The organism is Mesorhizobium sp. WSM4884, assembly GCF_029625675.1.
Classification (GTDB): domain Bacteria; phylum Pseudomonadota; class Alphaproteobacteria; order Rhizobiales; family Rhizobiaceae; genus Mesorhizobium.
On record NZ_JARTVO010000028.1, the window covers coordinates 46076 to 65633 of the forward strand.

Sequence of the window (19558 nt, forward strand, 5' to 3'; positions counted from 1 at the left end):
AATGACCTGGGTCATCCTCACAGGCAGGCAGAACGATCTCGACCAGGTGGCGACGCCGCACAAGATCATCACCAACCGCGACTATCTCGCCCATCCGGCGCTGTTTCGCGGCCAGCGGCCGAAGGTGATCAACCTGTCGAACAACTATGGCTATCAGAGCCGCGGCTACTATGCCTCGCTGCTTGCAGGCTCGCGCGGCCACAAGGTGATCCCGACCGTCGAGACCATGATCGATCTGTCGGAGCGCAAGCTCTACGAGCACGCGCTGCCCGAGCTCGAGCTTGCGCTGAACAAATGCCGCAAGGATCTCGGCGGAACCTTTCCCTCGAAGGTCGCAGTCTTCTTCGGCATTGGGCCGTCGAAAGTGTGGGACCGCTTCACCAAGCTGCTGTTCGACTGGTTCCGCGCGCCGGCGCTCGAGGTCCACATCAAGGACAGCGCCGAATGGGCCTCGATCCGCAAGATCGGCTTCCTGCCGCTCGCCCGCATGACCGACGAGGAGGAAGCCTCCTTCCTGCAGTGCCTGGAGACTTACACCAACCGCGAGTGGCGCGACACCAAGGGCCGCACGCCGGCGCGCTACACCTTCGCCACCTTGGTCGATCCGCATGAGGAGCTGCCGCCGTCGGAGATTTCGTCATTGCGCTACTGGGCGCGGATCGCCGAGAAGATGGGCGTCGAGGTCGAGCCGATCACCAGGAAGGATCTGGCCAAGCTCGCCAACTACGACGCGCTGTTCATCCGCGAGACCACCTCCATCTCCAACCACACCTACCGCTTCGCGCGCCGCGCCCAGCAGGAAGGCATGCCTGTGATCGACGATCCGCTGTCGATGATCCGCTGCACCAACAAGGTCTATCTCAACGAGCTGATGACCTACAACAAGGTGCCGGTGCCGCCGACGGTGATGATTGCCGGCACCTCCGATCTGGAACTTGCGGCGCAGACGCTGGGCTTCCCGCTGGTGCTGAAGATCCCGGATTCGTCCTTCTCGCGCGGCGTCAAGAAATGCGAGAATCTGGCGGAGTTGACTAAGCTCGCGACCGAATGGCTGGAGGATTCCGACCTCCTCATCGCGCAGAAATTCATCCCGACCGAATATGACTGGCGCGTCGGCGTGCTCGGCGGCCAGCCGCTGTTTGCCGTGCATTATCTGATGGCAAAGAAGCACTGGCAGATCGTCAATCACAAGGCCAACGGCAAGCCTGACCAGGGCGGGATAAAAACCTTCACGCTAAAGCAGACGCCGCCGCATGTCGTCGAGACGGCGGTCAAGGCGGCAAAATGCATCGGTGACGGGCTCTACGGCGTCGATCTCAAGGAGACCAAGGACGGCGTCTTCGTCATCGAGGTCAACGACAATCCCAATCTCGACCACGGCTGGGAGGATTCCGGCGAGAAGGACGAGCTCTGGATACGGCTGACGCAGTGGTTCCTGGAGCGCCTGGAGAGGCCGGATAAGTAGCGGCCGGAGAAGCGGAAGTGAGGAACTGGGGAATTGAGGAACTGAAGAGCTGGAGCGGTTAGAAGGTCGTCAGTCCTCAATTCCTCAGTTCCCCAATTCCAGATTGATCTACCCGAGGGAAAAGATGCTGTTTTTCGTGATCGAGGATTTTCACGGCTCGGACCGCAAGGAGATCTACCGCCGCTTTCGTGACAAGGGCCGGCTGAAGCCGGACGAACTCGTCGTGCATCACAGCTGGATTGCCGGCGACATGAGTCGCTGCTTTATGCTGGTGGAAGCCGATGACGCTACGGTGCTGCAGCGCTGGGTCATCGAATGGGCGGACCTGGTCGAGTTCGAGATCGTTCCGGTGGCGACCAGCAAGGACATGGTCGCGGCGCTGGCCGGACATCTCTGAGAGCTAGGCAATCAGCGCCGGCGACCTGACCGCGCGCCGGCATTCCTTGATCAGCCATTCGCGAAACGCCGCCACCACGTCGCGGCTTGCGCTGCGCTCCGGGATCGTCAGGCAGTAGGGCTGGCGCAAGTCCAGCGCCCGTTCCACCGGTCGCACCAGCCTGCCTTCTTCCAGCGCCTGGGCGCAGTAGATGCCTTGCGCCAGAGCCACGCCCAACCCCGACATGGCAAGGTCGAGCGCCGCCCGTGACGAGTTGGCTGAAAGGCCGCGCTGCGCCGCCCGGCCGGGGTCGGCACCCGCTGCGTCGAACCAGTTGCGCCATGACGGAAAGGCGGCGCCGGTCGGACCCCAGTCGGTGTGGATCAGCGGCAGCCCGGCGAGGCTTTCGGATTTGATCGCGCCGGGAAGGCTGGGTGTGCAGACGGGATAGACGGCGTCGCGGACGATCTCCTCGGTCGGGTGCTCGCGATAATGCGGACCGTAGGAGAGCCGGACATCGATCAACTCGCGGTCGAACGGCACCGGGTCGTCGTCGCCTCTGAGCGAAATATCGACGGCGCCGTGGCTGACGACAAAGCCGGCGAGACGCTCGGAGAGCCAGCCCATCGCCATCGAAGGCGGCACCGAGATGACGAGCCTCGGCCGGAACGCGCCGCCGACGACATCGCGCGCGACGCTACCGATCTCCTGAAAGGCCATGGTGAGCCTGGGCAGCATTTCCACGCCCGCCTCGGTGAGCACGACGCGGCGGTGGACGCGGTGGAATAGCTTGCGGCCCATCTGCTCCTCGACGGTGCGGATGAGCTGGCTGACCGCCGCCGCCGAGACCGACAGCTCGTCCGCCGCCGCGGCGAAGCTGCCGGTGCGCGCCGCCGCCTCGAAGGCTTGAAGTCCTCTCAGCGATGGAAGTGCGACCATGGCGATCCGCAAGGTAAGATAAGCTTATCTATTTTGCAGAATTCCTCGTTTTTCGAAAGGTTTCTTTCTGCAGTACGCTAGGCTTATGCATGCCATCGACCACGCTGAAACCATCGACCACCGCGACGTCATCGCCTCGCTGACCAACGAGGAGCGCGGCCGCCTGACCGGCAAGTCGGATGTGCCGGGCCTCATCCAGTTCGCCATCCATCTCGGCGCCATCGTCGTTCTCGGCGCGCTGATCGCGGCCAAGGTGCCGTTCTGGCCGCTTCTGATGCTGCCGCAGGGCATCCTGATCGTGTTCCTGTTCACGCTGCTGCACGAGACCGTTCACAGGACGGCGTTCGAGACGCAGTGGCTGAACGACGCCGTCGCGCGCCTCTGTAGTCTGGCGATCGCGCTGCCCGCAGACTGGTTCCGCTACTTCCATTTCGCCCATCACCGCTTCACCCAGGATGCGGAGAACGATCCGGAACTGGCCTTCCCGAAGCCGGAAACCCTGCGGCAATACATCGTTCACGTCTCTGGCCTGCCGGTGTGGTGGGGTCACTTCAAGACGCTCTACAGCAATGCGATTGGCCGCTGCCGCGACAGCTATGTGCCGCCGAAGGGCTTGCCGAAAGTCCAGGCCGAGGCGCGGGCGATGATCGCCTTCTACGTCGTGGTCCTCGCGCTCGCTGTGTGGTTCAAGGCATCGGTGTTGCTCTATGTCTGGATCGTGCCGGCGCTGCTCGGGCAGCCTTTCCTCAGGCTATACCTGCTGGCCGAGCATGGCCGCTGCCCCTTGGTCTCCAACATGCTGGAAAACACCAGGACGACGCTGACCAACTGGTTCGTCCGCAAGCTCGCCTGGAACATGCCTTACCATGCCGAGCACCACGCCTATCCCGGCGTGCCGTTTCATCAATTGCCGGCATTCCATCGGCTGATCGAGCGCCATCTCAAAGTGGTCGAGCCTGGCTATGTGAGCTTCCACGAGAAATACATCGAGACGCTGCGCTGACGGGTTGCCTCGCGTTAGCCGGATCGGCGCAGCGAGGCCTGAGAGCGCAGCAGCCGGCTCATTTCGGAAGCCTTGGCCGGCACGCCGATCAGAAAACCTTGCGCCTCGCCGCAGCCGGCTTTGCGCAGCATGTCGAGCTGGGCTTCAGTCTCGACGCCTTCGGCGGTGACGGTGATGCCGAGTTCTATCCCAAGCCCGATCACCGTGCGCACGATCGCCGCCGTGTCGCGCTTGTCGAGGTCGCGGATGAAGGAGCGATCGATCTTGATCTTGTCGACGGGAAAGCGCCTGAGATAGCCGAGCGAGGAATAGCCGGTGCCGAAATCGTCGAGCGCGATGCGCACGCCGAGCCCACGCAATTGCCCGAGCGTCCTCAGTACGGTATCGCTCTCGTCCATCATCACCGTTTCGGTGATTTCGAGTTCCAGACGGTTGGCCGGCATGCCGGAGAAAGCGAGCGCAGAGATCACGCTTCGGGCGAAGCTGCCGCTTTTGATCTGAGCCGCCGAGACGTTGACCGCCATGCGCACGTCCCGCGGCCAGCCGGCCGCCACGCCGCAGGCCCTGCGCAGCGCCCAATCGCCGAGCTGCACGATGAGCCCGGTCTCCTCGGCCGCAGCGATGAAGTCATCCGGCGGTACCAGGCCGCGCGACGGCGAGCGCCAGCGCATCAGCGCTTCGGCGCCGACGATGTCGCCGGACGGGATGTCGAGGATCGGCTGAAAATCCAGTTCGAACTCGCGTTTGGGCAGTGCCGCCTCGAGATCGGCTTCGAGCGCCCGGCGCTCGCGCACCATGGCGTCCATGCCCGGCTCGAAGAAGCGGTAGACGTTGCGCCCTTCGCTCTTGCCCCGGTAGAGCGCCATGTCGGCATTGGTCAAAAGCGTGTCCGCTTCCCGCCCGTCGCAGGGATAGAGCGCGATGCCGAGGCTCACCCCGACATGCATCTCGCGGCCCTTGTCGCGATAAGGCTTGCCGATCACCTCGATGATGCGCTTGGCCAGCTTTTCGGCATCGGCCGCAGCCTTGATGTTGAACTGGATGATGGCGAATTCGTCGCCGCCGAAACGCGCCACCACGTCCTTGTCGCTGCGCAGGCAGCGCTGCAGGCGCTCGGCCACGCATTTCAGCAGCCAGTCGCCTGCCGGGTGGCCGAACGTGTCGTTGACCGCCTTGAAGCGGTCGAGGTCCAGCGAGAAGATCGCCAGCGGCGCGATCTTGGTTTCGCTCAGCGCCTGGTCGAGCCGTTCGCGGAACATCGAGCGGTTGGGCAGATTGGTCAGCGTGTCGTGATGCGCAAGATGCGTCATGCGCTCCTCGGCGCGGCGGCGCTCGGTGACATCGTCGAAGGTCACCACCCATCCGCCGCCCATCGGCTGGCGCACGACGAGGAAGGTCCTGCCGTCGGATAGATAGCGGTAGGTCGAATGCATCTTACCCGCCTGCAGGCAGGCCGCGGTCTTGGCGACTTCGCTGGCGACATCGAGCTTGGTGTAGATGCCGAGTTCCAGCAGCCGTTCGAGCGCATCGCGATGCGTCGTTCCGAACGGGAAGTCCGCCGCGGTGACGTTGTAGAGTTCCAGAAAACGCTGATTGCGCACGATCATCTTGCCGTCGGCGTCGTACATCAGCAGGCCTTGCGACATGTTGGCCAAGGCGGCGTCGAAGCGGCGGTGCTGCTCTTTCAGCTCCTCTTCGGCGCGCCGCTGCTCGGTGACGTCCTCGTAGATCGACACCCATCCGCCGGAAGCCAGCGGCCGGTGCGAGATGACGATGATGCGCCCATCCGCCAGAGTCTCCTCATAGGTCGAGGGCTTCGCGCCGTCGATGTAAGGCTTGCGAAGGGCATAGAGCTCCTCCGCATTTTGCGAGGCGATGCCGATATCGACGCTGTGCTGCAGAATGTCGAAGAAGCGGATGCCGGGCTTCACCACTTTGGCATCGAGGCGGAAGAGGTCGATGTAGTTGCGGTTGCAGATGATCATCCGCTCTTCGGCGTCGAACATGCACAGCCCGTGCGACATGTTCTCGACGGCCGCCGAGAAGCGCTCGTTCTGCGCGCGCAGTTCCTCAGCTATTCGTCGAGCCGTACCAATACGGGTTGCTTTCCGCCTGCCTGCGGCCGAACCAGCCTTGACATGAGCGACGGGCATGAGCGCGCCTGCTGACCGTGACTGAACGCACTACTGTCGTGGCTGCCGGTTAATTTAGCGTTCTTTCACGTGACGGAATTCACAGCAAGAAAAGTCTGGCGATGAGCTTCTAGCGCCGCGAAACGCTCCAGAAATGCCGTCTGCGCCCAGGTCACCGAGCGCGGCGTGAAATCGAAGCGGTCGGCGGAAAAGCCGCGCGGCCGGCCGAAATATTCGGTCGCCTCCGCCGTCGAGAAGCCGGCAAGCAGCGTCGCCTCGTAATAGGCGGCGATCTGGTCGGCACGCTTGATCTCCTTGCGCAAGGCGGCGCTAAGCTCCGCCGGCAGCGAAAAGCGCAGATGGATGGCGCGCTGCAGCCTGAGCTCGCAGTCCTTGTAGGAGCCGCCCATCACCGACTTGAAGGGCGAGATCATGTCGCCGATCACATATTCGGGCGCGTCATGCAGCAGTGCTGCCAGCCGCGCCTCGGCGGAAGCGGCCGGCGCCAGTTCGCCATAGAGCGCCTCGACCAGCAGCGAATGCTGCGCCACGGAAAAGGCATGATCGCCTCTGGTCTGGCCGTTCCAGCGCGCGACGCGGGCGAGCCCATGCGCGATATCGCCAATCTCGATGTCGAGCGGTGAGGGGTCGAGCAGGTCGAGCCGCCGGCCGGAGAGCATGCGTTGCCAGGCGCGTGGCGGCGCGCCTGCCCGATCGGCCGCCATCAGGCCTCCTCCGCGCTAGCCGCGTCCTGCGGGAAGGAGAACTTCGCCCAGGCCGGGATGGCGAGCATGATTGCTGTCTCGCCGGCCATGATCGCATCGCAGGCATCAAGCGCCGCCTTGACGCGGTCGATGCGGGCGATGGCCAGGCCGCGTCCGCCGCTTACCGAACCCAGGGTGCCGACGGGCCGGCCATTGACGGTCACCTCGGTGCCGGTCGGGGGCAGCGAGCCGGCGGCAGTGGCGATCAGCACGCGGCGTCGCGCGGTGCCGCGATGCTGCATGCGCGAGACCACTTCCTGTCCGACATAGCAGCCCTTCTTGAAGCCGATGCCGCCGGTCTCGTCGAGCAGCACGTCATGCGGGAAGGCATCGCCGAGCTGGTAATCGGACCCGCTTTCGGCGATACCGTTGCCTATGCGCAGCGCCTGCCAGTCGCCGGCGTCGCCGCCGCTCTGCGCCGCATCGCCATAGGCGCGCTTGACCGCCACGTCGCGAAAGCGAGTGTCGGCAAGCGCCGTTGAATCAGAAAATGAGGCGGTTGAATCATCGCCCCACACAACCGTGACAACCACCTGATCCTGCTTGGCAATCTCGGCCTTGGCTCTTAGCCGGTAAAGCATCAGCCGGCGCATAAAATCGTCGGCGATGTCGGACCGGCAGTCCAGCCGGAAGCCGTTGTCGCCGGCACGCGATATCAGGAAATCGAACAGGATCTTGCCTTGCGGGGTCAGCAGCGCGCCTGGCTTTGCTTCGTCGGCGCCGAGCGCGTCGAGATCGGTGGTCAGGATGTTCTGCAAGAAATGCTCGGCATCCGGGCCTGACACGGAAATGAGCGAGCGGTCTTTTAGCAGGGCAAAGGGCATGAGCGGCCTGATCTTGCAAAATTGTCGGCCATTACGTAAGCCGGCCGCACTCCTCCGGCAAGAGATTGGACCTGCCCATGGCAACCACCTTCGACCTCATCCTGACAGGCGGCACGGTGGTCAACCATGACGGCGAAGGTCTGCGCGACGTCGGCGTGAGGGCAGGGCGCATTGCCGCTATCGGCGATTTAGGCCAGGCCTCCGCCGGCGAGACGATCGACTGCCGCGGCCTGCACATCCTGCCCGGGGTCGTCGACAGCCAGGTGCATTTCCGCGAGCCGGGGCTGGAGCACAAGGAGGACCTGGAGACGGGCTCGCGCGCGGCGGTGCTCGGAGGGGTGACCGCCGTCTTCGAGATGCCCAACACCAATCCGCTCACCACCAGCGAAGCGGCCCTTGCCGACAAGCTGCGGCGCGCCGCCGGCCGCATGCATTGCGACTTCGCTTTCTGGGTCGGCGGCACGCGCGACAATGCCGGCGATGTCGGCGAACTGGAGCGGCTGCCGGGCGCGGCCGGCATCAAGGTGTTCATGGGCTCGTCCACCGGCGACCTGCTGGTCGAGGACGACGATGGCGTCGCCTCGATCCTGAAGAACACGCGGCGCCGCGCTGCTTTCCATTCGGAGGACGAGTTCCGCCTGCGCGAACGGCTTGGCCTGCGTGTAGAGGGCGATCCCTCGTCCCATCCCGTCTGGCGCGACGAGATCGCGGCGTTGCGCTGTACTGAGCGCCTCGTGCGCATTGCGAGACAGGCGCGCGCACGCATCCACGTGCTCCACATTTCGACGGCCGAGGAGATACTCTTCCTCGGGCAGCATAAGGATGTCGCCACTTGCGAGGCGACGCCGCATCATCTGACGCTCTCGGCGGACGATTATGCGCGGCTCGGCACGCTGATCCAGATGAACCCGCCGGTGCGGGCCGCGCGCCACCGCGACGGCGTTTGGCACGGCATTTCGCAAGGCATTGTCGATGTGCTCGGCTCCGACCATGCGCCGCACACCCTTGCCGAGAAGGCAATGCCCTATCCGGCCTCGCCGTCGGGCATGACCGGCGTGCAGACACTGGTTCCGATCATGCTCGACCATGTGAACGCCGGCCGGCTCTCCTTGCAGCGCTTCGTCGACCTCTCCAGCCATGGCCCGCAGCGTATCTTCGGCATGGCGAGAAAAGGCCGCATCGCCGCCGGCTACGATGCCGATTTCACCATCGTCGATCTCAAGCGCCGCGAGACCATCACCAACGCGCAGGCCGGCTCCAAGGCTGGCTGGACTCCCTATGACGGCAGGGAGGTCACCGGCTGGCCGATCGGCACCATCGTGCGCGGCAACCGGGTGATGTGGGAAGGCGAGATCGTCATGCCTGGCCAGGGCAGGGCGGTGGAGTTTTCCGAGGCGCTGCCGGCTTAAAGCCTTCAATCCCCGGCCACGAAGAACAGCCACTGGCCGGTCGGCGTGATGCCGACGCGATAGAAGATGTAGGCGCCGAACTGCTTCATGTCGTCATAATCGCTTGCGGTGACGAGCTTGAACAGCTCGACGCGCTGCCTGGGGTCGAGCTTGTCGAGCGGCAGCGCGAAGAAATACGGCCAGACATAGAGCTCCTGCGGGGTGCCGGTGTCGACATGGACATAGCCGGCGCTGAGTACCTCTTCCAAAATGGCGAGGATCTCCTGGCCGTCGCTGTCGCCGGACAGGCCCTTGAGGAAGGTGATCGGGTCGCCCTCGATGTCGCCCAGCGACAGCTGCGTCATGGAATCGCCCGAGCCGATCAGCGGCCGAAGTTTCTCGATGTCACCGGTCTTGCAGGCCTCTATGAGCAGACCGTGCATGCGCTTGACCGGTTCGGGAAGCTTGTCGAGGTCGTAGACGACCGGTGGCGGCGGCGCGTCCGGATCGGTGCGTGGGCTGGTGACGCCGCCGCTGCCGGATGGCGTCTCAGGCTCGCTCTTGTTCGTGTCGTCGGGCGGCTGATTGTTGTCGGACGGTTTGCTGCCGAGTGGGTCCGGCATCGGCACGGTTGTCCCCGGCGCGACCGTGCCGTCATTGGCGGGCGGCATGACCGGCGAGGGCAGATCCTGACGCTGGATCTCGCTCAGCGCATAGGAAGGCGTGCTGGCGAGGCATAAGCCCAGCGGCAGCGCCAGGCCGGACGCAGCGAGCCACATACCCACCGTCCAGGCGCGCGACCGGCCTGCCAACGAAAATCTCACCCCTTGCCTCTCCATGGTTCCCAGGCTCGCAAGAGCAATTCCAGGAAGTGTGCAACGCTTTCCGTCGGAATTGCGTGAACCAATGGCTAGAGCAATTCGGTGATTCTACCAACCCGCTGAATTGCCCTAATGCATGTCGCGCAAAAGTGTGCGGCGGTTTTGCGAAAACGACACGCATAAAAACAAAGATCTAAAGCGCGTAGCCCGGATCCGCCCCAGCGCGACGCGCTTTAGTGCCGGACAGCGCCTTGCGCTGTAAAGCACTGGCGCATGATGCCCAAATGGCGCGTCGCCGTCAAAAGCTGCTATCGAAAAGCGGGGCTAGTGCTTGAGCCGCTCCGGCTCGAAGGCGCCGGAGATCACCTTTTCGCGCATGCGGTCTAGCAGGGCCAGCGCGGAGACCTCGCCATTGGCGCGCAGCATCTCGCCGAAAGCGGTTTCGAGGGCGGCTTCGGCGATGATTTCAGGCTCGATGCCGGCCGACAAGCCTTCAGCCCAGGCTTCGCTGTGGCTTTCCACGGCGGTCAGTCGCTTTTCTTCCCTGACCAACGCGTCGATGTCGCTGACACCATGTTCCATTGCGATGTCCACCTTCTTCAAGCGGCGATCCGGCGGTGGATCGGGCTTGACTTGTCAGTTCGTCGGCAGCCTTGGATAAGTCATTGTAAATACGACATTTTTACGGTCGCAATCTACATTTCGAACAAGGCTGCGTTCAATCGGCCAACCTTAGCCGATTAGGCCGGCTTGCGGCATCAAAACCTTCAGTTTGAGTTAATTCCGCATTTGCGCACTAACGTTTCATTAACATTGTTGCACAAGCGCAACAGATGATTGCACCAAGGCGCAGTCAGACACAATAAGGCATGTCACATTGGAGTCGATTCCCCCAAAAATATGTGCGAGCCCGGATAGTCGCAGCCTTTAGGCTGATCCTCAGTTTCCGTAGCGGGAAGCGATATCGCGCGACAGCGTCTCGCCTTCTTTCATATAGCGGGCAATGGCCTCGGTCGCCGAGGGCGTGCACTGTGTGTAGGTGCCGCTGAAGGAGCGATAACCACGGTTGAAGGAAGCAATGAAGCGGGCGCGCCGGTCGGGATCGGGGTTTTCCGATTCGAGCAGCTTTTCCATCTCGACCCGCCACCGGTCGCCCTTCTCGCCGCACAGATTGCGCAGGAAATGTAGCGATCCCAGCACCTCGGCAAGCCGCATCAGCCCATGTTCGAACGGCGCCTCGGCCGCCGGCGCCGGCCGCGGCATGACGGCCATGCTGATGGCAAGGCATGCGGCGAGGAAAGGAGAGGCGCGGGTCATCAGAGCCTTGTGACGGAGAGCTAAGCTTTTGTGGCGAAACAATTTGTCGGCCGCAAGGCGATTCTTGAGGCTAGCGAACGTCGCCTTGCGCGGGTCCGAGCAACTCCTCCGCCACTTCAAACACGTCGCCCGCAAGCGGCATCTCCGCCATTTCCGCCAGCGTGTAGAAGGCGGCCGTCTCGGCGTCGTCGCTGGCCTCGGGCTCGCCGTCGACATAGGCCGCGCCGAACACGGTCAGCCGATAGTCGACGGCATGATTCTCGGCGCGGCCGTCGATACGGATGTCGCGCAGCGGGCGGTAATCCTTCGCCTCGAGCCCGGTTTCCTCCGCGAGCTCGCGCGCCGCTGCTTGCACCAGCGTCTCGCCAGTTTCCACCTTGCCGCCCGGATAGGCATAGAGCCCCTGCGAGGGCGGCCGCGCCCGCTTGACCAGCAGCACCGTTTTGCCGCGCACGACGGCGACGGAGACGGCGGGGATTATCTGGCGTGGTTCCATGGAATGCCGAACGTTCCTACAGCCTGTTGTGGATCGACGGGCCGAGCTCGGCTTTTAGCGGTTGCATGAGCAAGGTTCCATCGCCACCTTGGGAAAAATCCCGATCTACGAGCCGAGTTCATGTGCGGACGCTTTGCCTTGACCGCCACGCCGGACCAGACCGCCGCCTTTCTCGGCCTGGCCGAGCTGGAGGAGTTTCCGGCCCGTTACAACATCGCCCCGACGCAGCCCGTGCTGATGGCGCTGGCCGGTCCGCCGCCTGCGCCGGGCTCCAATCTGCCGGACCGCCAGGCGATGCTGGTGCGCTGGGGCCTCATCCCGGCCTGGGTCAAGGACACGAAGGAATTTCCGCTGCTCTTCAACGCCCGCTCGGAAGGCGTGCTGGAGAAGGCCTCGTTCAAGACCGCCATGCGCCATCGCCGCGCTCTCGTGCCGGCCTCCGGCTTCTATGAATGGAAGCAGTCGGGCGCCGCCAAGGGACAGCCCTGCTGGATCCGGCCGAAGTGCGGCGGCGTGATCGCCTTCGCCGGCCTGGTCGAGACCTACGCCGAGCCCGGTGGCTCCGAGATGGATACCGGCGCGATCCTCACGACGCGCGCCAATGCCGGGATCGCCCATATCCACGACCGTATGCCGGTGGTGATCGAGGAGCGCGACTTCGCCCGCTGGCTGGATTGCCGCACGCAGGAGCCGCGCGACGTGCTCGACCTCTTGAAGCCCGCCGAACCCGATTTCTTCGAGGCAATTCCGGTTTCCGACCTCGTCAACAAGGTCGCCAATACCGGGCCGGAGATTCAGGAGCGGGGCATCGTCGGGCCTCAGCCCGAGAAGGTCAGGCGCCAGAAACCCGGCGCGGACGAAAACCAGATGACCCTGTTCTAAGCATGATCCCGAAAAGTGGGAACCGGTTTTCGGGCAAGATCATGCTGCACTAAGAGAGGCGCGCATTGGCGTCGCCCTCATCGCCGGCGCCTTGTGGTCGAAGACCGCGCCGGTCGCGCCCTTTCAGGCCGCACGCGGCGAAACGATCTTCTGCGCCGGCTTCTTCTTCTTGGCGGTGTGAAGAAGGGCTGCGACGATGGCCGCCGGGCCGATCGCGCGGTAGTGCTTGGTGAGCGGCTGTTGCGCCGGTCGGTCCTGTTCCTGCTTGCTTCGAGGCATTTTTCTCTTCCCTGGTAACGTTTTCGTGTCCGCGTTTGATGGTCGATTCGGACCAAATCGTGACGTTTTGGCGGTCTAGCCCGAGAATGTTTCATCACTGTGCCGACATGTTTAATAAAATGTTTCGGCCCGTTTTTACCTGTGATCCGACGGCATCTTTCCTGGCTGCAGCGACTTGACGGCAACACCGGCGGGCGCGATAAAGCCGCCCATGAAAACGTCTTTCGCCATTTGTGGCATTTGCATTATTGGCTAGCCTCGCGCTGGTCCGGACGTTTTCGCCTTATCTTCCCTAGATTGGACAAACGCCCCGGCCAGCAGGCTGGAGCCCGATTTGCGCCTTGGCGCAAGACAGGTTTCAGCCCGAGCATGACCCCGAACCGGAGGTCCACGAAGTGAAAAGTGGAAGCCGGTTTTCGGATAAGGTCATGCTCAAGCAAAGAACCTAAGGACCGGGACCGCATGTCTGACGCATCGAAGGGCCTCAGCCTCTACAACACGCTAACGCGGTCGAAGGAGCGTTTCGTTCCGATCGATCCGAAAAATGTGCGCATGTATGTCTGCGGCCCGACCGTCTACGACTTTGCCCATATCGGCAACGCGCGGCCGGCGATCGTCTTCGACGTGCTGTTCCGTTTGCTGCGCCAACTCTACGGCGAAAGCCACGTCACGTATGTGCGCAACATCACGGATGTCGACGACAAGATCAACGCCAGGGCGCTGCGCGATTTCGGCGCCGAGATCGCGGCCGGAAAGCTGTCGCTCAACGATGCAATCCGCAAGGTCACCGAAAAGACCGCCGATCAATACCATAAGGACGTGGCTGCGCTCGGCTGCCTTGAGCCGACCTACGAGCCGCGGGCCACGGAGTTCGTTGCGCCCCGCGCGGACGGCAAGGCGGACATGCTATCGTTGATCGCGCAGCTGATCGAGCGCGGCCATGCCTATGTCGCCGGCGGGGAGGTGCTGTTCGACACCGCCTCGATGCCCGACTACGGCGAGCTGTCGAAGCGCAATCTCGACGAGCAGCAGGCGGGCGCGCGCATCGCCGTCGACGAGCACAAGAAGAACCCCGGCGATTTCGTGCTGTGGAAGCTGTCGAGTCCGGAAGAGCCCGGCTGGGAGAGCCCATGGGGCAGGGGCCGGCCCGGCTGGCACATCGAATGCTCGGCTATGTCGGCCGCCTATCTCGGCGAGGTCTTCGACATCCATGGCGGCGGCCTCGACCTGATCTTCCCGCACCACGAGAACGAGATCGCCCAATCGCGCTGCGCGCATGGCACCAAGGTCATGGCCAATGTGTGGATGCACAATGGCTTCCTGCAGGTCGAGGGCCAGAAGATGTCGAAGAGCCTCGGCAACTTTTACTCCATCCACGAACTGCTGGAGACCGAGATCTTCGGCGGCAGGAAATGGCCTGGCGAGGTGCTGCGGTTGGCGATGCTGATGACGCACTACCGCGAGCCGATCGACTTCTCCGTGCGCAAGCTGGAGGAAGCGGAAAACACGCTGCGCAAATGGAAGCGCGCCGCGGACCTGGCGCCGGCGGCGGCAAAGGACCTGCCGGCCGACGTCGTGGAAGCGCTGTCGGACGATGTCGCCACCTACACCGCGTTCCAGCGGCTGACGCAGCTTGCCGGCGAGGCGGTCGATTTCAGCGGCAGCGGCGAGAACGGAGCCGCCGCTTCACTGAAGGCCGCGCTTGCCTTCCTGGGTTTCGATGTCGGCGCAGCGAAGGTCGACGAGGCGGCGATCGCCAAGGCGATCGCCGCACGTCTGCAGTTCATCGCCGCCAAGAACTGGGCCGAAGGCGACCGCATCCGCGACGAACTTCTGGCGCAGGGCGTTCAGCTCAAGGATGGCAAGGATCCGGTTACCGGCCAGCGCGTGACGACCTGGGAGATCAAGCGGTGAGGGGTCTTAGGCGATTGGCGAAAATGCCGATGACGGCCAATCTCCCCCCTTGCGGGGGAGATGTCCGGCAGGACAGAGGGGGGTGTGAAGGAACGCCGACATCCCAGCTTGCCGGCTTTGGCTTCAGTCATATTCATCGCGCCCAGCAATTCCAAGCTGATACGCTGGAGGGACAGCACCCCCCTCTGTCCTGCAGGACATCTCCCCCGCAAGGGGGGAGATCAGCTCTCGCCTACCGTTTCGCTAGTCTCCAGCGTGGGGCTGCCTAGCCATGGGGCACGATCTCGTTCCGCCACGCCAGCGCAAAAACGCCAAATCCATGCGGCGCGCGATGACCGATGCCGAGCTCAAGCTTTGGAACGAGTTGCGCGCCCACCGGCTGATGAAGATGAGTTTCCGGCGGCAGGTGCCGATAGGACCTTATATCGTCGACTTCGCTTATTCGGCGCATCGCCTCATAGTTGAGGTCGACGGCAGCCAGCATGCCGACGCGGAACACTCGCGACATGATGAGGCGAGGAGCGCCTACCTAAGCGCCAGTGGCTGGACCATCCTGCGCTTCTGGAACCACGACGTGATCCGCGATATCGACAATGTCTGCCAGCACATCGTCATCGCGGCCGGCCTGGCCGTGGCCGAGGTGCCCGCGCCAGCAACGGAGGAGGAGCTCGTTCCATGATCGACCATCTCGGCATCAGCGTTTCCGATTTCGAAAAGTCCAAGGCCTTCTACGACAAGGCGATGGCGCCGCTGGGCGCCTCGCTGCTCTACATGGTGCCGCAGGAATATACCGGCGGCGCCAAGGTCGGCGGTTATGGCCGCGACCGGCCGGTGTTCTGGGTGAGTGCGGGCAAGGAGAAACCGAAGGACCGCCAGCATGTCGCGTTCACAGCGCGCAGCCGCGCCGAGGTCGACGCTTTCCATGCCGCGGCGCTTGCCGCCGGCGGCAGGGACAATGGCGGACCGGGACTGCGTCCTCACTATCACCCGAACTATTACGGCGCCTTTGTCTTCGATCCCGACGGCAACAATGTCGAGGCGGTCTGCCATGATTCGGAGTGAGTTCATGAATCGGAGTCCGTCATGAGCCTCGACAACCGGCCGGTCTATACGGGCGGCTGCCAGTGTGGCGCCGTGCGCTTCCGCGTCGAGGGGGCGCTCGGCGACGCCTCCGTCTGCCATTGCCGCATGTGCCAGAAGGCGAGCGGCAATTTCTACCTGCCGCTGGTTTCGCTGCGCGGCGCCAGGCTCGACTGGACGCGCGGCGAGCCGAAGCGCTTCCGCTCGTCCAGCGCCGCGTGGCGCGGCTTCTGCGCCGAATGCGGCACGCCGCTGACCTTCGAGGCGCCGGATGGCACAGCACTTGCGATCGCCGCCTTCGACGATCCGGCGGGGATAGCGCCCACCATCCAATGGGGCGTCGAGGCGAAGCTTCCCTATGTCGACGGCATTCCGAAACTGCCGTCCGAGGAGACGATGGGCGATGTCTCGTCAGCGCCTTACCTGGCCGAGCTTGTCTCTTATCAACATCCAGACCACGACACCGACCAATGGCCGCCGGAGGAAAAACCATGACCGACGAAGTTCGAACAGGCGGTTGCCAGTGCGGCGCGGTGCGCTTCCGCATCAAGGGCAAGCTCGGGCGCCCGTCCATCTGCCACTGCCGCATGTGCCAAAAGCAGTTCGGCAATTTCTTCGGCGCGCTGGTGACGGTGCCGAGGGACGGCGTCGAATGGACCCATGAGGAGCCGAGCTACTTCCAATCCTCGGTCAACATCGACCGCGGCTTCTGCGCCCGCTGCGGCACGCCGCTGACCTACCGCCAACCGGGCGGGCTGGAGATCGCCATCGGCGCCTTCGACGACCGCTCGGATCTGGCGCCGCAGATCCAGGTCAACTACGCGGTGCGGCTGCCCTGGGTCGAAAAGATCTTCGAGGCGCCGATCCTCGACGACCCCGATTTCTATCGGCGCCAGGAGCAGATCATCTCCTTCCAGCATCCCGACCACGAGACGGCCAACTGGCCGCAGCAGGGCTTGAAACTATGACGATCCACAGCAGTTCCTTGCGCACGCTCTATCCCGAGATCGAGCCGTTCGAGTCAGGCATGCTCGATGTCGGCGATGGGCATACCGTCTACTGGGAGCGCTGCGGCACCAAGGGCGCCAAGCCCGCCGTGTTCCTGCATGGCGGCCCGGGCGGCACGATCTCGCCGAAGCACCGGCGGCTGTTCGACCCGAAGCTCTACGACGTCATCCTGTTCGACCAGCGCGGCTGCGGGAAATCGACGCCCAACGCCTCGCTCGAAGCCAACACCACCTGGCATCTTGTCGCCGACATCGAGCGCCTGCGCGAGATGGCGGGCTTCGACAAATGGCTGGTGTTCGGCGGCTCCTGGGGCTCGACGCTGGCGCTCGCCTATTCCGAGACGCATCCCGGGCGCGTCAGCGAGCTGGTCGTGCGCGGCATCTATACGCTGACCCGCGCCGAGCTCGAATGGTATTATCGGTTCGGCGTCTCGGAAATGTTCCCCGACAAATGGGAACGCTTCCTGGCGCCGATCCCCGAGGCCGAGCGCGGCGACATGATGGCGGCCTACCGCAAGCGGCTGGTCGGCTCTGATCGCAAGGCGCAGGTCGAGGCGGCACTTGCCTGGAGCATCTGGGAAGGCGAGACGATCACGCTGCTGCCGGAGCCCGAGACCAGCACGCCGTTCGGCCAGGACGACTATGCGGTGGCTTTCGCCCGCATCGAGAACCATTACTTCGTCCATGCCGGCTGGCTGGAGGAGGGACAGCTACTGCGCGATGCCTGGAAGCTGAAGGATATCCCCGGCACGATTGTCCACGGTCGCTACGACATGCCGTGTCCGGCGAAATATGCCTGGGCGCTGCACAAGGCCTGGCCGAAGGCGGATTTCCACCTCATCGAGGGCGCCGGCCATGCCTATTCGGAGCCCGGGATCCTGGACCGGCTGATCCGGGCGACGGACGGGTTTGCGGGGAAGAGATAGTCGATGCACGGCGTTCTGTCCCACCCCCCTCTGTCCTGCCGGACATCTCCCCCGCAAGGGGGGAGATTGGATGTCGTCGTCGCTTTCGCTAATCGCCGACGTTGCAGGACGAGTGCTGTCGGCAAAGCTGCCGATCTCCCCCCTTGCGGGGGAGATGTCCGGCAGGACAGAGGGGGGTGCTCAAGCGCCTTGCCATCATGAAAAAACAAAGATTGTTCCTCTTCGACACCACTCTTCGCGACGGCCAGCAGACGCCGGGCATCGACTTTTCCGTCGAGGACAAGATCGCGATCGCTAAGCTGCTCGACGAGTTCGGCATCGACTATGTCGAGGGCGGCTATCCGGGCGCCAACCCGACCGACACCGCCTTCTTCCAGCAGAGGCGGACGGAAAGTGCGAAATTCGTCGCCTTCGGCATGACCAAGCGGGCAGGGGTCTCGGCCTCAAACGATCCGGGACTGGCTGCGCTGTTGCAATCGAAGTCGGACGCCATCTGCTTCGTCGCCAAGAGCTGGGACTACCACGTGCGCGTGGCGCTCGGCTGCACCAACGAGGAGAACCTGGAGTCGATAAAAGTCTCGGTCGAGACGGCGGTCGCTTCGGCCAAGGAAGCGATGGTCGACTGCGAGCATTTCTTCGACGGTTTCAAGGCCAATCCCGATTACGCGCTCGCCTGCGCCAGGATCGCCTACGATGCCGGCGCGCGCTGGGTGGTGCTGTGCGACACCAATGGCGGCACGCAGCCCTCGGAAGTGCGCGCCATCGTCGAGAAAGTGATCGCCGGCGGCATCCCTGGCAACCACCTCGGCATCCATGCCCATGACGACACCGGCCAGGCGGTGGCGAATTCCCTTGCCGCCGTCGAGGCCGGCGTGCGCCAGATCCAGGGCACGCTGAACGGCATCGGCGAGCGCTGCGGCAACGCAAATCTCATCTCCATCGTGCCGACGCTTTCGCTGAAGCCGGCCTTCGCCGACCGCTTCGAGACCGGCATCTCAGCCGCCGCGCTGACCGGCATCTCGCGGCTCTCCAGGGCCTTCGACGAATTGCTCAACCGTGCGCCGGAACCGCAGGCGCCCTATGTCGGCTCCTCCGCCTTCGCCACCAAGGCCGGCATTCATGCCTCGGCACTTGCCAAGGAGCCGGCGACCTATGAGCACGTGCCGCCGGAAGCGGTCGGCAACCGCCGCCGCGTCATGGTTTCCGACCAGGGCGGCAAGGCCAATTTCCTCGCCGAATTGAAGCGGCGCGGCATCGACGTGCCGAAGGACGACCACCGGCTCGACGCGCTGATCGCCGTCGTCAAGGAGCGCGAGGCGGAAGGCTACGCCTATGAGGGCGCCGACGCCTCCTTCGAATTGCTCGCCCGCAAGATGCTGCACGGCTTGCCGGAGTTCTTCAACGTCACCTCCTTCCGCTGCATGGTCGAGCGCCGCTTCGACGCCAACGGCAATCTGAAGACCGTCTCCGAGGCGATCGTGAAGGTCGAGGTCGACGGCGAGGAGAAGATGTCGGTGGCGGAAGGCCACGGCCCCGTCAACGCGCTCGACATCGCGCTGCGCAAGGACCTCGGCAAGTACCAGAGCGAGATCGTCGACCTCGAGCTCGCCGACTTCAAGGTGCGTATCCTCAACGGCGGCACAGAGGCCATCACCCGCGTTCTGGTCGAATCGCACGATTCCACCGGCGCCCGCTGGTGGACGGTCGGCGTGTCGGAAAACATCATCGACGCCTCCTTCCAGGCGCTGATGGATTCGATCATCTACAAGCTGATGAAGAACCGCGAGATGGCGGGGTTGGTGGCCGCGGAGTAGCGATTGAAAAATGACTTTGAGGCCGAGGGACAGCACCCCCTCTGTCCTGCCGGACATCTCCCCCGCAAGGGCATATGCGCTAAGATAGCTTTGGCATGGACTGAAATCTTCGCTTTCGTGGTGGCTCACGC

The 19558-nt window shown here is 63.9% G+C and carries 21 protein-coding genes; 12 read left to right on the forward strand and 9 right to left on the reverse strand.

The genetic code is table 11. The annotated features are described in order from the left end of the window. The first annotated feature begins 1 nt into the window (after position 1). A complete protein-coding gene (locus tag P9236_RS28285) occupies positions 2-1465 on the forward strand; it encodes a RimK family protein (protein ID WP_278077912.1) in 1464 nt (487 codons plus the stop codon). A gap of 124 nt (positions 1466-1589) precedes the next feature. Further along, positions 1590-1862, forward strand: coding sequence for a DUF3303 family protein (locus P9236_RS28290; RefSeq protein ID WP_278077913.1), 273 nt, complete (start codon positions 1590-1592; stop codon positions 1860-1862). Positions 1863-1865: 3 nt separating this feature from the next. Here P9236_RS28290 and P9236_RS28295 read toward each other — a convergent pair whose 3' ends face one another. Beyond that, a complete protein-coding gene (locus tag P9236_RS28295; RefSeq protein ID WP_278077914.1) occupies positions 1866-2780 on the reverse strand; it encodes a LysR substrate-binding domain-containing protein in 915 nt (304 codons plus the stop codon). A 112-nt stretch (positions 2781-2892) separates the two neighbouring features. On the opposite strand from P9236_RS28295, the gene P9236_RS28300 reads away from it, so the two are divergent. Further along, positions 2893-3783: a fatty acid desaturase family protein gene (locus tag P9236_RS28300; protein WP_347405213.1), complete on the forward strand. Its 891-nt coding sequence runs from the start codon at positions 2893-2895 to the stop codon at positions 3781-3783. 14 nt (positions 3784-3797) lie between these two features. Here P9236_RS28300 and P9236_RS28305 read toward each other — a convergent pair whose 3' ends face one another. The 3 genes from P9236_RS28305 to P9236_RS28315 all read right to left on the reverse strand — a co-directional run bounded on the left by P9236_RS28305 (position 3798) and on the right by P9236_RS28315 (position 7503). After that, positions 3798-5936 carry an EAL domain-containing protein gene (locus tag P9236_RS28305; RefSeq protein ID WP_278077917.1) on the reverse strand — a complete coding sequence of 713 codons (2139 nt, stop codon included), beginning with the start codon at positions 5934-5936 and terminating at the stop codon, positions 3798-3800. A 65-nt stretch (positions 5937-6001) separates the two neighbouring features. After that, positions 6002-6640, reverse strand: a complete 639-nt coding sequence (locus P9236_RS28310) for an HD family hydrolase (RefSeq protein WP_278077918.1) — start codon at positions 6638-6640, stop codon at positions 6002-6004. Next, on the reverse strand, positions 6640-7503 hold the full coding sequence (locus P9236_RS28315) for a folate-binding protein YgfZ (RefSeq protein ID WP_278077919.1): 864 nt from the start codon (positions 7501-7503) through the stop codon (positions 6640-6642). Before P9236_RS28315 ends, P9236_RS28310 begins: the two co-directional genes overlap by 1 nt. Positions 7504-7580: 77 nt before the next feature. Between P9236_RS28315 and P9236_RS28320 the strand changes: the two genes are divergently transcribed. Further along, on the forward strand, positions 7581-8912 hold the full coding sequence (locus P9236_RS28320; RefSeq protein ID WP_278077920.1) for a dihydroorotase: 1332 nt from the start codon (positions 7581-7583) through the stop codon (positions 8910-8912). Between the two features lie 5 nt (positions 8913-8917). Here the strand turns inward: P9236_RS28320 and P9236_RS28325 are convergent, their stop codons facing one another. From P9236_RS28325 to P9236_RS28340, 4 genes are all read right to left on the reverse strand, one after another. Continuing rightward, a complete protein-coding gene (locus P9236_RS28325; RefSeq protein WP_278077933.1) occupies positions 8918-9670 on the reverse strand; it encodes a hypothetical protein in 753 nt (250 codons plus the stop codon). A 366-nt stretch (positions 9671-10036) separates the two neighbouring features. After that, positions 10037-10294 (reverse strand): hypothetical protein, encoded by a 258-nt coding sequence (locus P9236_RS28330; protein ID WP_278077934.1) that lies wholly within the window; start codon positions 10292-10294, stop codon positions 10037-10039. A gap of 357 nt (positions 10295-10651) precedes the next feature. Further along, a complete protein-coding gene (locus tag P9236_RS28335; RefSeq protein WP_278077921.1) occupies positions 10652-11029 on the reverse strand; it encodes a TIGR02301 family protein in 378 nt (125 codons plus the stop codon). A 70-nt stretch (positions 11030-11099) separates the two neighbouring features. Beyond that, the gene (locus P9236_RS28340) at positions 11100-11525 is read right to left on the reverse strand and encodes an NUDIX domain-containing protein (RefSeq protein WP_278077922.1); all 426 of its coding nucleotides are present in this window, start codon (positions 11523-11525) and stop codon (positions 11100-11102) included. Positions 11526-11645: 120 nt separating this feature from the next. On the opposite strand from P9236_RS28340, the gene P9236_RS28345 reads away from it, so the two are divergent. Beyond that, positions 11646-12407 carry an SOS response-associated peptidase gene (locus tag P9236_RS28345; protein ID WP_278077923.1) on the forward strand — a complete coding sequence of 254 codons (762 nt, stop codon included), beginning with the start codon at positions 11646-11648 and terminating at the stop codon, positions 12405-12407. Positions 12408-12530: 123 nt separating this feature from the next. On the opposite strand, the gene P9236_RS28350 is transcribed toward P9236_RS28345, so the two are convergent. Further along, positions 12531-12686 (reverse strand): hypothetical protein, encoded by a 156-nt coding sequence (locus tag P9236_RS28350; protein WP_278077924.1) that lies wholly within the window; start codon positions 12684-12686, stop codon positions 12531-12533. 462 nt (positions 12687-13148) lie between these two features. Between P9236_RS28350 and cysS the strand changes: the two genes are divergently transcribed. The 7 genes from cysS to cimA all read left to right on the forward strand — a co-directional run bounded on the left by cysS (position 13149) and on the right by cimA (position 19427). Continuing rightward, complete coding sequence (gene cysS, locus P9236_RS28355; protein WP_278077925.1) at positions 13149-14600, forward strand: cysteine--tRNA ligase; 1452 nt, start codon at positions 13149-13151, stop codon at positions 14598-14600. A gap of 271 nt (positions 14601-14871) precedes the next feature. Beyond that, positions 14872-15279 (forward strand): DUF559 domain-containing protein, encoded by a 408-nt coding sequence (locus tag P9236_RS28360; protein ID WP_278077926.1) that lies wholly within the window; start codon positions 14872-14874, stop codon positions 15277-15279. Then, entirely contained in the window at positions 15276-15662 is a 387-nt protein-coding gene (locus P9236_RS28365) for a VOC family protein (RefSeq protein WP_278077927.1), read from the forward strand. Before P9236_RS28360 ends, P9236_RS28365 begins: the two co-directional genes overlap by 4 nt. A 21-nt stretch (positions 15663-15683) precedes the next feature. Continuing rightward, positions 15684-16175 carry a GFA family protein gene (locus tag P9236_RS28370; protein ID WP_278077928.1) on the forward strand — a complete coding sequence of 164 codons (492 nt, stop codon included), beginning with the start codon at positions 15684-15686 and terminating at the stop codon, positions 16173-16175. Beyond that, on the forward strand, positions 16172-16648 hold the full coding sequence (locus tag P9236_RS28375; protein WP_278077929.1) for a GFA family protein: 477 nt from the start codon (positions 16172-16174) through the stop codon (positions 16646-16648). The genes P9236_RS28370 and P9236_RS28375 overlap by 4 nt, the downstream gene beginning before the upstream one ends. After that, positions 16645-17613, forward strand: a complete 969-nt coding sequence (gene pip, locus P9236_RS28380; protein ID WP_278077930.1) for a prolyl aminopeptidase — start codon at positions 16645-16647, stop codon at positions 17611-17613. The genes P9236_RS28375 and pip overlap by 4 nt, the downstream gene beginning before the upstream one ends. Before the next feature lie 197 nt (positions 17614-17810). Next, positions 17811-19427 (forward strand): citramalate synthase, encoded by a 1617-nt coding sequence (gene cimA / locus P9236_RS28385; RefSeq protein WP_278077931.1) that lies wholly within the window; start codon positions 17811-17813, stop codon positions 19425-19427. Positions 19428-19558: the final 131 nt, after the last annotated feature.

What these genes read in the sequence shown, in the direction of transcription:
- P9236_RS28285 (WP_278077912.1), top strand. Translation starts at nt 2, where the DNA reads ATGACCTGGGTCATCCTCACAGGCAGGCAGAACGATCTCGACCAGGTG.
- P9236_RS28290 (WP_278077913.1), top strand. Translation starts at nt 1,590, where the DNA reads ATGCTGTTTTTCGTGATCGAGGATTTTCACGGCTCGGACCGCAAGGAG.
- P9236_RS28295 (WP_278077914.1), bottom strand. Translation starts at nt 2,780, where the DNA reads ATGGTCGCACTTCCATCGCTGAGAGGACTTCAAGCCTTCGAGGCGGCG.
- P9236_RS28305 (WP_278077917.1), bottom strand. Translation starts at nt 5,936, where the DNA reads ATGCCCGTCGCTCATGTCAAGGCTGGTTCGGCCGCAGGCAGGCGGAAA.
- P9236_RS28310 (WP_278077918.1), bottom strand. Translation starts at nt 6,640, where the DNA reads ATGGCGGCCGATCGGGCAGGCGCGCCGCCACGCGCCTGGCAACGCATG.
- P9236_RS28315 (WP_278077919.1), bottom strand. Translation starts at nt 7,503, where the DNA reads ATGCCCTTTGCCCTGCTAAAAGACCGCTCGCTCATTTCCGTGTCAGGC.
- P9236_RS28320 (WP_278077920.1), top strand. Translation starts at nt 7,581, where the DNA reads ATGGCAACCACCTTCGACCTCATCCTGACAGGCGGCACGGTGGTCAAC.
- P9236_RS28325 (WP_278077933.1), bottom strand. Translation starts at nt 9,670, where the DNA reads ATGTGGCTCGCTGCGTCCGGCCTGGCGCTGCCGCTGGGCTTATGCCTC.
- P9236_RS28330 (WP_278077934.1), bottom strand. Translation starts at nt 10,294, where the DNA reads ATGGAACATGGTGTCAGCGACATCGACGCGTTGGTCAGGGAAGAAAAG.
- P9236_RS28335 (WP_278077921.1), bottom strand. Translation starts at nt 11,029, where the DNA reads ATGACCCGCGCCTCTCCTTTCCTCGCCGCATGCCTTGCCATCAGCATG.
- P9236_RS28340 (WP_278077922.1), bottom strand. Translation starts at nt 11,525, where the DNA reads ATGGAACCACGCCAGATAATCCCCGCCGTCTCCGTCGCCGTCGTGCGC.
- P9236_RS28345 (WP_278077923.1), top strand. Translation starts at nt 11,646, where the DNA reads ATGTGCGGACGCTTTGCCTTGACCGCCACGCCGGACCAGACCGCCGCC.
- P9236_RS28350 (WP_278077924.1), bottom strand. Translation starts at nt 12,686, where the DNA reads ATGCCTCGAAGCAAGCAGGAACAGGACCGACCGGCGCAACAGCCGCTC.
- cysS (WP_278077925.1), top strand. Translation starts at nt 13,149, where the DNA reads ATGTCTGACGCATCGAAGGGCCTCAGCCTCTACAACACGCTAACGCGG.
- P9236_RS28360 (WP_278077926.1), top strand. Translation starts at nt 14,872, where the DNA reads ATGGGGCACGATCTCGTTCCGCCACGCCAGCGCAAAAACGCCAAATCC.
- P9236_RS28365 (WP_278077927.1), top strand. Translation starts at nt 15,276, where the DNA reads ATGATCGACCATCTCGGCATCAGCGTTTCCGATTTCGAAAAGTCCAAG.
- P9236_RS28370 (WP_278077928.1), top strand. Translation starts at nt 15,684, where the DNA reads ATGAGCCTCGACAACCGGCCGGTCTATACGGGCGGCTGCCAGTGTGGC.
- P9236_RS28375 (WP_278077929.1), top strand. Translation starts at nt 16,172, where the DNA reads ATGACCGACGAAGTTCGAACAGGCGGTTGCCAGTGCGGCGCGGTGCGC.
- pip (WP_278077930.1), top strand. Translation starts at nt 16,645, where the DNA reads ATGACGATCCACAGCAGTTCCTTGCGCACGCTCTATCCCGAGATCGAG.
- cimA (WP_278077931.1), top strand. Translation starts at nt 17,811, where the DNA reads ATGAAAAAACAAAGATTGTTCCTCTTCGACACCACTCTTCGCGACGGC.